This window comes from Actinocorallia lasiicapitis, from assembly GCF_054778695.1.
Genome location: NZ_BAAGZI010000174.1, coordinates 1 through 11,277, shown reverse-complemented (window position 1 = coordinate 11,277; position 11,277 = coordinate 1). Strand labels below are relative to the sequence as shown.

General features: G+C 71.0%; 11 protein-coding genes. 5 read left to right on the top strand and 6 right to left on the bottom strand.

The genetic code is table 11. The features are described 5' to 3' along the window. Positions 1-82 precede the first annotated feature (82 nt). The 3 genes from ACYVE7_RS19425 to ACYVE7_RS19415 are packed head-to-tail and all read right to left on the bottom strand — an operon-like array spanning position 83 to position 2,015. Positions 83-775, bottom strand: coding sequence for a YcnI family copper-binding membrane protein (locus ACYVE7_RS19425; RefSeq protein WP_460366368.1), 693 nt, complete (start codon positions 773-775; stop codon positions 83-85). A gap of 59 nt (positions 776-834) precedes the next feature. Beyond that, positions 835-1,365 (bottom strand): hypothetical protein, encoded by a 531-nt coding sequence (locus ACYVE7_RS19420; RefSeq protein ID WP_460366367.1) that lies wholly within the window; start codon positions 1,363-1,365, stop codon positions 835-837. A 23-nt stretch (positions 1,366-1,388) separates the two neighbouring features. Next, on the bottom strand, positions 1,389-2,015 hold the full coding sequence (locus ACYVE7_RS19415) for a TetR/AcrR family transcriptional regulator (protein WP_460366366.1): 627 nt from the start codon (positions 2,013-2,015) through the stop codon (positions 1,389-1,391). A gap of 64 nt (positions 2,016-2,079) precedes the next feature. On the opposite strand from ACYVE7_RS19415, the gene ACYVE7_RS19410 reads away from it, so the two are divergent. From ACYVE7_RS19410 to ACYVE7_RS19400, 3 genes are all read left to right on the top strand, one after another. Then, positions 2,080-2,697 carry a cysteine hydrolase family protein gene (locus tag ACYVE7_RS19410; protein WP_460366365.1) on the top strand — a complete coding sequence of 206 codons (618 nt, stop codon included), beginning with the start codon at positions 2,080-2,082 and terminating at the stop codon, positions 2,695-2,697. 60 nt (positions 2,698-2,757) lie between these two features. Next, a complete protein-coding gene (locus ACYVE7_RS19405) occupies positions 2,758-3,378 on the top strand; it encodes a phosphatase PAP2 family protein (protein WP_460366364.1) in 621 nt (206 codons plus the stop codon). A gap of 76 nt (positions 3,379-3,454) precedes the next feature. Then, positions 3,455-4,414 carry a pirin family protein gene (locus tag ACYVE7_RS19400; protein ID WP_460366363.1) on the top strand — a complete coding sequence of 320 codons (960 nt, stop codon included), beginning with the start codon at positions 3,455-3,457 and terminating at the stop codon, positions 4,412-4,414. Here ACYVE7_RS19400 and ACYVE7_RS19395 read toward each other — a convergent pair. Together ACYVE7_RS19395 and ACYVE7_RS19390 are read right to left on the bottom strand one after the other, a co-directional pair. Continuing rightward, on the bottom strand, positions 4,411-6,024 hold the full coding sequence (locus tag ACYVE7_RS19395; RefSeq protein WP_460366362.1) for a GMC family oxidoreductase: 1,614 nt from the start codon (positions 6,022-6,024) through the stop codon (positions 4,411-4,413). The genes ACYVE7_RS19400 and ACYVE7_RS19395 overlap by 4 nt on opposite strands. A 121-nt stretch (positions 6,025-6,145) precedes the next feature. Next, positions 6,146-6,547: a MarR family transcriptional regulator gene (locus tag ACYVE7_RS19390; protein ID WP_460366361.1), complete on the bottom strand. Its 402-nt coding sequence runs from the start codon at positions 6,545-6,547 to the stop codon at positions 6,146-6,148. An 86-nt stretch (positions 6,548-6,633) separates the two neighbouring features. Here ACYVE7_RS19390 and ACYVE7_RS19385 point away from each other — a divergent pair, with 86 nt between their 5' ends. After that, complete coding sequence (locus ACYVE7_RS19385; protein ID WP_460366360.1) at positions 6,634-8,121, top strand: MFS transporter; 1,488 nt, start codon at positions 6,634-6,636, stop codon at positions 8,119-8,121. A gap of 146 nt (positions 8,122-8,267) precedes the next feature. Next, positions 8,268-8,708 (top strand): MarR family winged helix-turn-helix transcriptional regulator, encoded by a 441-nt coding sequence (locus tag ACYVE7_RS19380; protein ID WP_460366359.1) that lies wholly within the window; start codon positions 8,268-8,270, stop codon positions 8,706-8,708. A 26-nt stretch (positions 8,709-8,734) separates the two neighbouring features. On the opposite strand, the gene ACYVE7_RS19375 is transcribed toward ACYVE7_RS19380, so the two are convergent. Next, positions 8,735-11,277 (bottom strand): ATP-binding protein (locus ACYVE7_RS19375; RefSeq protein ID WP_460366358.1); only part of this gene is annotated, 2,543 nt, incomplete at its 5' end.

Here is an 11,277-nt window from a genome sequence, read left to right as displayed (position 1 = left end):
AATTGGGCGTGGGCGGCGCCGGGGCCCGCCGCGGCCGCCACTGCGAGCAGGGCGGCCGCGACGGCCAGGCAGAACCGCTTGATCATGCGCTCTTGCGGCGGAAGGCGATCACGCCCAGGACCAGGCCGACCAGCCCGGCGGCCAGGCCGAGCCCGCCGAGCAGGCGCGCGGCCGCATCCGACTCGGACGTCGTCGTGGCGGCGGCGACCGGAGTGGCCGCGGCCGCCGCGCCGTGGGCGTCACCGGTCGACGGGGTCAGCTTGAGGACGGGCGCCGGGTGCTCGGCCTCCTTGCCATCGGCCGGCTCCTCGTTCCAGTGCACGACCTCGCCGTTGGAGTAGGTCTGGTCGGCCTTGAAGACCAGCTTGTCGGTGTCGGTCGGCAGCGGGCCGAGCGAGACGTCGAACTCCTGGAACTGGTTGGGGTCGATCTTCCCGCCGGACCAGGTGATCCGGGTGACGGCCTCGGTGATCTCGCCGTCCTCGCGCTTGATCGGGGTGGCGAGCTTGGTCTTGTCCGCCTTGACCGTCCAGCCGGGGACGGGCTTGACCGAGACGAACGCGACGGCGTGGTCCTGCGGCAGATCGACGACGATCTTGGTGGTGGAGGCGTCGGGCCGCTCGTTCGGCACCCGGAAGGACACCTTCGACCACGAGCCCTGCTCGGCGGTGCCGGGCTGGACGGTGACATGGGCGGACGCGGGGGCCGCGACCAGCCCGAGGGCCAGCGCGGAGACGGCGGTCAGGGCTGCGGCCCGGCGTACGAAAACAGACATGATGAGAGAGCTCCTGGTTCGTTCCATGGAAAAGACGGCCCGCGAGGGGGCCGGAGACGTCAGATCACCAGGGAACGAGGGGGGCCGCGCAGCACTAGGACGTGCCGCAGGAACGCGACGACCGGCCGGGCCGGAACGTCGGGAAGCGGGGGGAGCACGCGCGGCGGTACGGGCAGCCGGACCGCGCCGATCAGCACGAGCAGCGGTCTGACCAGCAGCCGCGCCAGCGCCCAGGCCGCGCGTTCGCCGCGCCGCAGCCAGCAGGCCGAGGCCAGCCCGGCCGCGAGGTGTGCGGTGAACATTCCGGGCGAAAGACCCGCGCCGACCTCGATCGTGTCGTGGTGCGCGGCGTTCGCGACGAAGACGTGCAGCGAGAACTGCCCGCCGAGCAGCGCCCCGAAGATTAGCGGAAGTGAACGCTCCGCCCCCGCCAGAAGATAGGAGAAGGCCGACACCCCGCCGAACGCCACCAGGACGGTCCGCAGCGTCAGCGGATCACCGGACGCCAGCCAGTGCGCCGCCAGCGTCAGACCCACGCAGACGGCCGAGAAGGCGGTCGCGCGCGCGAGACGGAACGGGGCTCTGGGCATGGCAGCCGCATTCTGCCACGGGTTCAGGCCTTCGTGACGAGCAGTCCGCTACGAGCGGCGAGCGCTGCGGTCGCGGCGCAGCGGTCGGCGATCTCCTCCGTCAGCTCTTCGCACGTGATGTACATCCGGTAGTAGAGCGGCGCGGCCGCCATCCTGATCACTTCGAACGCGTCGGTCTCCGGCGGCACCTCGCCGCGCAGGACGGCCCGCTCGACCATGGTCGAGGTCACAGCGATCCGCGACATCAGGGTCTCGTGAAGGGCGATCCTGGCCCGTTCGTCGCGGACCGCGGACGCCACCATGACGTCCATCCAGGAACGGTGCAGCTGCACTCGGTAGAGGGCCACTATCCCGCGGACGAGCTGCCGCAGATCACCCTCGAGGTCGTCGCACTCGACCGGCTCCATGTGCTCGCTGGTGATCTTTTCAGCGATGTCGAGGATGACGTTCTCGATCGTGCGCCAGCGCCGGTAGACCGTCGAAGGGGCGACCCCGGCCCGCCGTGCGATCCGCTCGATGCTGACGCCGGCGTAGCCGTGCTCGCCCACCTCGGCGAGGGCGGCCTCCAGCACGAGCCGCCGGGTGCGCGCGGTACGTCCGCCGGGCCGGACGCTCCCGGGCTTCCGCTCCAAAGACAAGTCGTCTTGCATTAGCCACACCTTTCCTGACATGCTCAGGTTAACGCTATTTTTCTCTCATTTAGCCGGGGGTCTGATGAAACGGGCGTTGATCGTGATCGATGTGCAGAACGAGCACATCTCAGGCTCCTTGCCCGTCGGCTTCCCAGAGCCCGGCGACAGCCTCGTCGCGATCGCCGAGGCCATGGACCACGCGCGCCGCGCCGGCATCCCGACGGTGATCGTCCAGCACAGCGCCCAGCCGGAGTTCCGGCTGTTCGGACGGGGTGGCCACGCCTGGCAACTCCATCCGGTGATCACAGCACGGCCGTACGACAAACTGCTGGAGAAGGCGTACGCGTCCTGCTTCACGGGCACCGACTTCGACTGGTGGCTGGCCGACAACGACATCGACACGCTCACCCTCACCGGGTACATGTCGAACATCTGCGTGGACGCGACGGCACGGGAGGCGTCGCAGCGCGGGCTCGCCGTCGAGGTGCTGTCCGACGCGTCCGGAACGCTCGCGATGTCGAACCGGGCGGGCTGGAGGTCGGCGCTGGATCTGCACCTGTCGACCCTGGTCAGCCTGCAGGCGCTGTTCGCGGCCGTCGCGACGGTCGAGGAGTGGAGCGTTGCACTGCACGCCGGGGAGCCGCTGGAGCGGCCGGACCTTATCGCGAGTACCAGGCTGGGCCGGGAGGTCGCTCTCTGACGACCGGCTCGAACGCGCGTCGCGCCGGTCACCGGGGCCCCGCGCGAGATGATCGGAGGCGTGGTGCGTCGGATCATGGCCTGGGTACTGGCCGCAGTCGTAGTGATCGTCACTTGGGATGTGCTGGTCGCGGGGCCGCTGACCCGCTGGGACCGCCGGTCCATGCTGCCGCCCGGCGGCTATGAGGTGGGCCCCGGGCCGTGGCACGACTTCTGGCGGGTCGTGGTGATGGGCGGGCAGTTCTGGCTGATCGGCTCGCTGGCCGGGCTCGCGGCCTGCTGGGCGGCCTGGCGGCTCCGGCGGTGGTGGCCCCTGGTCGTCACCGGGGTGTGGATCGTCGCGCTGAACGTCACGGTGCAGACCTTCAAGATGCTGCTGGGACGGCCCGCGCCGCACGCCGGGTTCGACGCGCTGCACGTGCCGGGGAAGTTGTCCTATCCGTCCGGACATGCGGCGATGGCGGCCGCCTGCATGGTCATGGTGGTGGGGCTGCTGGCGCTCCCGTCGAGGCCGGGGCGCGCGCTGTGGTGGGCCTACGGCCTCTCCGCGCTGGCGGCGCTGGCCACCGTGCTGCTCGGCTACCACTGGCCGACCGACACGATCACCGGTTACGCGCTGGGGCTGCTGTTCGGCTGGGCCGGACTCTGGGGGCTGGACCGGGCTTCGCGGCGATTCGGCTGACGGGCTGGAATAAACTTGAGCTCTCAAGCATTATGGAGGGCATCAGGTTCCGCAGCCTCGCCCCAAGGAGGACGTCATGGCCGCCGTCACCGTCGAGAACATCCTCGCCCTGCCCCGCGTCGCCGCCCCCGACCCCGTGATCGACGAGCCCCGCAAGGTGCTCGGAGTTACTACGGCTCCCAGTGGGCTTGAAGGCGAAGGCTTCCCCGTGCGGCGCGCGTTCGCGGGCGTCCACACCCGGCACCTCGACCCGTTCATCATGATGGACCAGATGGGCGAGGTGGAGTACGCGCCCGGCGAGCCCAAGGGCACCCCGTGGCACCCGCACCGCGGCTTCGAGACCGTCACCTATCTGATCGACGGGCGGTTCGACCACCACGACAGCGCCGGAGGCGGCGGCAAGATCGGCCCCGGGGACACCCAGTGGATGACCGCGGGCTCCGGACTGCTGCACATCGAGGCGCCGCCGGAGGACCTCGTCCTGTCCGGCGGGCTGTTCCACGGGCTCCAGCTCTGGGTCAACCTGCCGTCCGCCGACAAGATGATCGCGCCGCGCTACCAGGACATCAAGCGCGACAAGGTCGCCCTGCTCACCACCGCCGACGGCGGCGCGCTGCTGCGCGTCATCGCCGGTGAACTGGGCGGGCACACCGGCCCCGGATCCACCCACACGCCCATCACCATGGTCCACGCGACGATCAGCGCGGGCGCGTCGGTGACCCTGCCGTGGAACCCCGAGTTCAACGCCCTCGCCTACGTCCTGTCCGGGCGCGGCACGGTCGGCGCCGCCCAGCGGCCGATCGACTCCGGGCAGCTCGCCGTCTTCGGCAAGGGCTCCTCGATCACCCTCTCGGCCACCGCGAAGCCCGACGGGCACACGCCCGACCTGGACGTCGTCCTGCTCGGCGGGCAGCCGATCGGCGAGCCCGTCGCCCACTACGGGCCGTTCGTGATGAACACGATGGCCGAACTCCAGCAGGCGTTCGACGACTTCCAGGCCGGACGCCTCGGCGTGATCCCCGCCGAGCACGCCTAAGGCGTGCCGGAGCCGTCGAGGATCAGGGACGCGGCGTGTTCGCCGATCATCATGGCGGGGGCGTTGGTGTTGCCGCCCGTGATCGACGGAATGATCGAACAGTCGACGACGCGCAGCCCGTCGACACCCTTGACCTTCAGGGACGGGGTGACGACGGCGCGCGGATCGTCGGCGGCGCCCATCCGGACCGTCCCGACCGGGTGGTAGACGGTCGTCGCACGGTTGAGGACCTCGGGTTCGAGCGCGGCGCGGTCCGGGTAGGACGGGCCGGGGGAAAGCTCTCCGTCGACACCCGGCTTGATGGCCGGGCTCGCCATGGTGGCGCGCAGCAGCTCCATGCCGTCCAGGAGGAGCCTGCGGTCCTCGGGGGCGGCGAGATAGTTCGGGTTGATGACCGGCGCGGCGGTGGGGTCGGCGCTCGCGAGCCGGAGGGTTCCCCTGCTCTTCGGATAGATGAGTGTGGCGAGCAGGGTGAGGCTGGGACGCGGGTCCACTTTGTGGCGGATCGGGGCGTCCTGGTTGGGTCCTGGATAGCCCCACGGCAGGACATGGATCTGCAGGTCGGGGATGTCCGTGGCCTGCGGGGAGCGCACGAACCCGACCCCCTCGAACACGCTGCGGCTCACCCAGGTGTCGCCGCGCAGCGTCTCCTTGAGCACTCCGCGCGCGAAGTAGGGCGCGGTGCCCTTGTTCCGCGCCGACTTCATCAGGAAGCTCATCGGCAGGAACAGGTGATCGTGCAGGTTGTCGCCGACGGGCAGGTCCGCGACGACCTCGATGCCGTGCTCGGCCAGATGCGCGGCGGGCCCCACGCCCGACAGCATCAGGAGCTGCGCCGACCCGAACGCGCCCGCCGAGAGGATCACCTCACGGGTCGCCGTGATCCGCGTGCCGTCGGTGAGTTCGACCCCGGTGGCGCGGCCCTTGTCGATGACGACCTTCGCGACCGTCACGTTCAGCACGATCTCCAGCTCGGGCAGCTCGTTGCCGTCCAGGTAGCCGACGGACGAGCTGTACCGCAGCCCTCCGTGCGCCGACTGCTGGAACAGCGACGCGCCCTCCTGCGTCTCCCCGTTGTAGTCGTCGTTCCTCTTCACACCGGCCGTGTCGGCGAGCGCCTCGATGAACGCGTCGGTCGCGGGCGTGACGTCCTTGGCCTTGGTGACCTGGATCGGGCCGCCCGCGCCCCGCAGATCGTTCGCGCCGCCCTCCCAGTTCTCCATCTTTCTGAAACTGGGCAGGACGTCCTCGTACGACCACCCCGTGCAGCCGTCGGCCGCCCAGTCGTCGTAGTTCTTCCGGTTCCCGCGCACGAACACCATGCCGTTGATCGACCCGGACCCGCCGAGCACCTTCCCCCGCGTCTGCGGGATCCGCCGGTTCAGGGCGTTGGCCTGCGGAGCGCTGGAGAAGCCCCAGTCGAGCTTCTTCTTGAGCTGCGGGATGTTGTGGAACACGGCGATCAGCCCGGGTTTGCGCACCAGCGCCGTCCGATCGGACCCGCCGGCCTCCAGCAGCACCACGCTGGCCCCGCTCTCGGCCAGCCGCTTGGCCACCACGCAGCCGCTGCTCCCGGCCCCCACCACGACATAGTCCGCGGTACGCCCCATGACGCCCTCACCCACCCATCACCAGAACCACCCGGCCCGACCTCCGCCGCAATCTACCCTCCCAAGCATACGCTTGGTCAAGAGACAGCCACGGGGTCGTGGAACACGGACGGGTTGTGGGTCAGGTGGACGCGGGAGCCGGGGCGTGGGCGTACCCGAAGGTCTCGATGATGACCTTGCGGTGGACGGGCCAGGCCATCTCCCAGCGGGACTTGCCGGGACGCGTGAGAGCGACATAGACGACGCGCCGGTCGTTCGTGCACATCTCGCGCTTGACCAGGCCCTCTTTCTCCAAGCGGGCGACGGCGCGGGACAGGGCGCTCTGCGTGAGATGGACGGCGCAGCCGAGCTCGTGCATCCGCAGCGAGCTCTCCTCCGACTCGGCGAGGCGGTCCAGGATCTCGAACTCGCTCATGCCGAGACCGAAGCCGTCACTCAGCGCCTTCTCCAGCCGGCAGCTGACGTTCGCGACCTGCCGGGCGGTCTCCCGCCAGGCGCCCACCGCTTCTGTTACCTCGCTCACATTCCCGAGGGTACCATGCGCAAGAAACTAATGCAACTGCATTTAATGCTTGCACATCCAATGCGCGTGCATGTAAGTTCGTCCGCATGGCCGCTACAGACGCTGAGTCCCCCCAGTCCCCTTCCCCAACCCCCTCCGCCGCGGAAGCCCGGTGGACGCCCCGCCTCTGGGGCACTTTGCTCGTCCTCTGCACGGTGCTGTTCCTCGACGGCCTCGACATCTCCATGGTCGGCGTGGCCCTGCCCGCCATCCAGGAGGACCTCGATCTCTCCACCGCCACGCTCCAGTGGATCGTCAGCGGTTATGTCCTCGGCTACGGCGGTCTGCTCCTGCTGGGCGGCCGCACCGCCGACCTGCTCGGCCGGCGCCGTGTCCTGTTGATCGCGCTGGCGGTGTTCGCGGGGGCATCACTGCTGAGCGTCTTCGTCGACAACGGCACGCTGCTGATCGCCACCCGTTTCATCAAGGGAGTGGCGGCGGCGTTCACCGCGCCCGCAGGGCTGTCCATCTTGACGACCACCTTCGCCGAAGGGCCGGTGCGCAACCGTGCGCTCGGCATCTACACGGTGTTCGGCGCGTCCGGTTTCTCCTCCGGCCTGATCCTCGGCGGCGTGCTGTCGGAGTTCGACTGGCGTGCGGTGTTCCTGCTGCCCGCGCCGCTCGCGCTGGCCGCGCTGATCGCGGGCATCAAGTTCATCCCGAAGAGCGAGCGCGCCGAGGGCGGTCATGACGTCCTGGGCGCGGTGACCTCCACGGCGGCACTGCTGCTGCTGGTCTTCACCGTGGTGAGCGCCCCCGAGGCCGGCTGGCTGACCTTCCGTACGCTCGGCTCGTTCGCCCTGGTGATCGCGCTGGCCGTCGCCTTCGTCATCACCGAGCAGCGGCTGCGCCACCCGCTGGTCCGGCTCGGCATCTTCAAGAGCAAGGTGCTGGTCCAGGCCAACCTGACGGCGATGACGGTGTTCGGCGCCTACGCCGCCTTCCAGTTCGTGGTCGCGCTGTACCTGCAGACCGTCCTGGGGTGGAGCCCGCTCCAGATGGCGCTGGCGCTGCTGCCCACCGGCCTGATCGTCGCGACGTCAGGACCGACCATGGGCAAGCTGATCACCAAGTACGGTCCGTCCCGTCTGATCGCGATCGGCATGGTCGCGTTCGCTCTCGGCTACGCGAACTTCCTGCGGGCGGGCTCCGAATCCGACTTCGCGACCGTCATCCTGCCGACGGCCCTCCTGATCGGTCTCGGCTTCGCCCTGGCCTTCTCCTCCCTGAACGTCCAGGCCACGATGGGTGTCGCCGACAACGAGCAGGGCCTGGCCTCCGGCCTCCTCCAGACCTCCCTCCAGGTCGGCGGCGCCGTCACCCTGGCCGCGACGACCGCGATCGTCGGCGGCTCCGAGGTGAAGCCCGGCACCCTGCCGTCCTCCTTCCACCCGGCCCTGGGCCTCGTCACCGCCGTCGCCGCCGTCGGCCTGGCGTTCGCCCTCCGCGGCTGGTCCCACCAGCGCACGGCCGACCGTCTCCAGTCCCAGCTCGACCTGCCGTCCACGCCCGCTCCCGTCAAGCAGTCCGTCTAGCTCCGGCCCGCCTGACTCCGGCCCGTCCCGACCGCGACCCGTTCCGGCACACGACCCGCCCCGACTCCCCTCGGGGCGGGCCATCGTGCCGTGGGCGGGATCGAATCATTCATGGACTGAATCTTCTGCGGGCTACCATTCGTTCCATGGATGAGGTCAAGGCGCTGCCGGAGACTCTGTCGTTCCGGCTCGGCGCGCTCGGCGCGATCGTCGGGGAGCGCTATGCCGCGCGTCTGGAACGGCTCGGCCTCAAACCGAAACACGCTGGTCTGCTCACCGCGTTGAGCACCGGGCCCGCCGCGTCACAGCAGGATCTGGCCGTCCGGCTGGGGGTCGTGCCGAGCCTCGTGGTGTCGCTCGCCGACCATCTGGAGCACGTCGGCGCCATCGAACGCGTCCGCGACCCGCACGACCGCCGCCGCCAGGTCCTCACCCTCACCGAGACGGGCCGCGCCCTCCTCGCCGCGTGCATGGCCGAAGCCGTCGACCTCGACACCGAACTGTCCGCCGCCCTCACCCCACCCCAACGCCAAGCCCTCCACGAGTCCCTCGGCATCCTCGCCACCCGAGCCGGCCTCCCCACCTGACCCACCCGACCTGGTGGGGGGCGTGGTTAGAGGGTGGAGAGGAGGCGGGCGGCTTCGGTGATGAGGGATTTGGTGAAGTGGTGGGAGGCGGCTTCGGCGGCCTGGCGGGCGGAGTGGCGGGCGGCGTCGGCGTCGCCGCGGGCCTGGAAGACGCGGGCGAGGCCCAGATGGCAGCGGGCGATCAGTTCGGCGGAGTACCAGCGGGGCGGGCAGGCCGCCATCGCCTGGACGTAGCGGGCTTCCGCTTCGGCGAGATCACCGTCACGGAAGGCCAGATCGCCATGGCCCCGGTAGACGTCGGCCGTCACGCCCTGCGCGCCGGAGCGGCGGGCGATCTCACCGGCGCGGACATAGTCGGCGCGGGCCTCCGTGACGCGGCCGGTGCGGGCCAGCAGGTCGGCGCGGCGCACCAGCATCTCGGCCGTGTCGGTGGCGGTGCCGAGCTCCTCCAGCAGCGCCAGGGCACGTTCCCGCAGGTCGATCGCGGTGTCGAAATCACCGGTGATCTCGGCGAGGGTGGCGAGGGCGTCCTGGGTCTGGGTCATCCCCCACCGCTCGCCCAGGGCGGAGAACGCGGCCAGCGCCTCGTTGAGCGGTGCGGCGGCGTCCTGCGGGGCGCCGGTGAACATCCGCATGAAGCCGAGGCCGAGCCGCATCAGCGCCTCGCCCCACGGCTCGCCCTCGAACTGCGGCCGCCGCCTGTCCAGCAGGTCGTTCTCCTCGGCGCCCTCGTAGCCGTCCGGCGGTCCCGCGGCGAGCGCCCACATCGCGAGCAGGAACGGCTGCCGCAGCCGTCGCCGGAACCCGTTGAGCAGCAGGTTCGCGCGCTCCACCAACTCCGGTAGATCGTCGGCGGGCTGGCTGCCGAGCGCGAGGTTCGCGACGCACGCCACGAACTCCTCCTCCCGCCCCGGTTTCGGAAACCCTCCGGTCTTGTCCAGGAGGATCCTGGCGGCTTCGGCCGCCTCGCTCCGCTCGCCCCGCAACCACCAGAAACCCGACAGCGTCTGGACGTAGCGGAGCGCCAGATCCTCGTCGTTCTCGATCGACCAGCGCAGTGCCGCGGACAGGTTGCCGCCTTCCGCGGCGAGCCGGTCGAGCAGCCCGACCTGCTCGGCGGTCCGCAGTCCCGCGTCGGCCTCGGCGGCGACGGCCAGAAAGTGCTCGGCGTGCGCACGCCGCAGGCGTTCCGCTTCCCCGGCGTCCGCCAGCCGTTCCGCGCAGTAGGCGCCGATCGTGTCCAGCATCCGGAACCGCCCGTCCGCCCCTCGGACGATCAGCGACTTGTCCGCCAGGTCGAGCAGCACGTCCTCGTCGGCGTCGCACACGGATTCGGCCGATCGGGCGAGGAACCCGCCGTTGAACACGGTCAGCCGCCGCGCCAGCGTCTGCTCCTGCTCGTCGAGCAGCCCCCAGCTCCATTCGACGACGGCCCGCAGCGTCTGATGGCGCGGGCTCTTGCTGCGGTCGCCGCGCGACAGCAGCCGGAACCTGTCGCCGAGCCGGTCGGCCACCTCCTGGACGGTCAGGGTCCGCAGCCGCGCCGCCGCCAGTTCGATGGCCAGCGGCTGCCCGTCCAGCGCCGAACAGATCCGCACGACGGCCGCGACATTCGCCGCGTCGACCACGAACCCCGGATCGACCGCGGCCGCCCGGTCCGCGAACAACCGCACCGCGGGCGCCGCGACGGCGTCCACGTCGTCCGCCTCGGGGACACCGAGCTGCCGCACCGGCCAGACCCGCTCCCCCGTCACCCCCAGCGCCTCCCGGCTGGTGGCGATCACCCGCAGTCCGGGGCAGGCCGCGAGCAGTCCCCCGGTGAACGCGGCCGCCCCGCCGATCACGTGCTCGCAGTTGTCCAGCACCAGGGTGATCTCGCGCCCGGACAGCGCCATCGTCAGCCGCTCGACGGGCTCGGCCTGCTGCCCGCCCGGCAGCACTCCCGCCTCCCGCAACCCCAACGCCCCGTTGACGGCCTGGGCGAGCGCCCCGTCCCCCGCCCCCGCCGCCACCGGCGCGAGATCCACGAACACGATCTCGCCGGAGAGCCTGCGCCCGACCTCGACCGACAGCCGGGTCTTCCCGGCCCCGCCCGGCCCGAGCAGCGTGACCAGCCGCGCCTCCGCCGACAGCGCGGCCACCCGGCCGACGTCCTCTTCCCGTCCCACGAAACTCGTGAGCTGCGCGGGCAGCCTCCCCCGCGAGGTCTCCGCCGCGCTTTCCACGGCGACGCCCTCGACCCGGCCGGGCTCCGCGACCCCCCGCAGGATCCGCAACTGGATCTCGGCCAGCTCGGCCGAGGGATCGGTGCCCAGTTCGTCGGCGAGCAGCCGCCGTCCCTCTTCATAGACGGCGAGCGCCTCGGCCTGCCGCCCCGCGCCGTAGAGCGCCCGCATGAGCAGCCCGCGCGGGTGTTCGCGCAGCGGTTCCGCCGCCACGACCTCCAGCAGCGAGCTCACCGCCTCCGGATGGCGCCCCAGCGCGATCAGCGTCTCGGCCAGTTCTTCCCTGGCCGCGGCCCGTGCCTCCGCCAGCCGCACCGCCCGGCCCCGCAGCTCCGGCACGTCGG

Excerpts from the sequence above, each read along its gene's own strand:
- ACYVE7_RS19420 (WP_460366367.1), bottom strand. The coding sequence starts at position 1,365 with ATGCCCAGAGCCCCGTTCCGTCTCGCGCGCGCGACCGCCTTCTCGGCC.
- ACYVE7_RS19385 (WP_460366360.1), top strand. The coding sequence starts at position 6,634 with ATGGCCGCTACAGACGCTGAGTCCCCCCAGTCCCCTTCCCCAACCCCC.
- ACYVE7_RS19410 (WP_460366365.1), top strand. The coding sequence starts at position 2,080 with ATGAAACGGGCGTTGATCGTGATCGATGTGCAGAACGAGCACATCTCA.
- ACYVE7_RS19415 (WP_460366366.1), bottom strand. The coding sequence starts at position 2,015 with ATGCAAGACGACTTGTCTTTGGAGCGGAAGCCCGGGAGCGTCCGGCCC.
- ACYVE7_RS19395 (WP_460366362.1), bottom strand. The coding sequence starts at position 6,024 with ATGGGGCGTACCGCGGACTATGTCGTGGTGGGGGCCGGGAGCAGCGGC.
- ACYVE7_RS19380 (WP_460366359.1), top strand. The coding sequence starts at position 8,268 with ATGGATGAGGTCAAGGCGCTGCCGGAGACTCTGTCGTTCCGGCTCGGC.
- ACYVE7_RS19400 (WP_460366363.1), top strand. The coding sequence starts at position 3,455 with ATGGCCGCCGTCACCGTCGAGAACATCCTCGCCCTGCCCCGCGTCGCC.
- ACYVE7_RS19425 (WP_460366368.1), bottom strand. The coding sequence starts at position 775 with ATGTCTGTTTTCGTACGCCGGGCCGCAGCCCTGACCGCCGTCTCCGCG.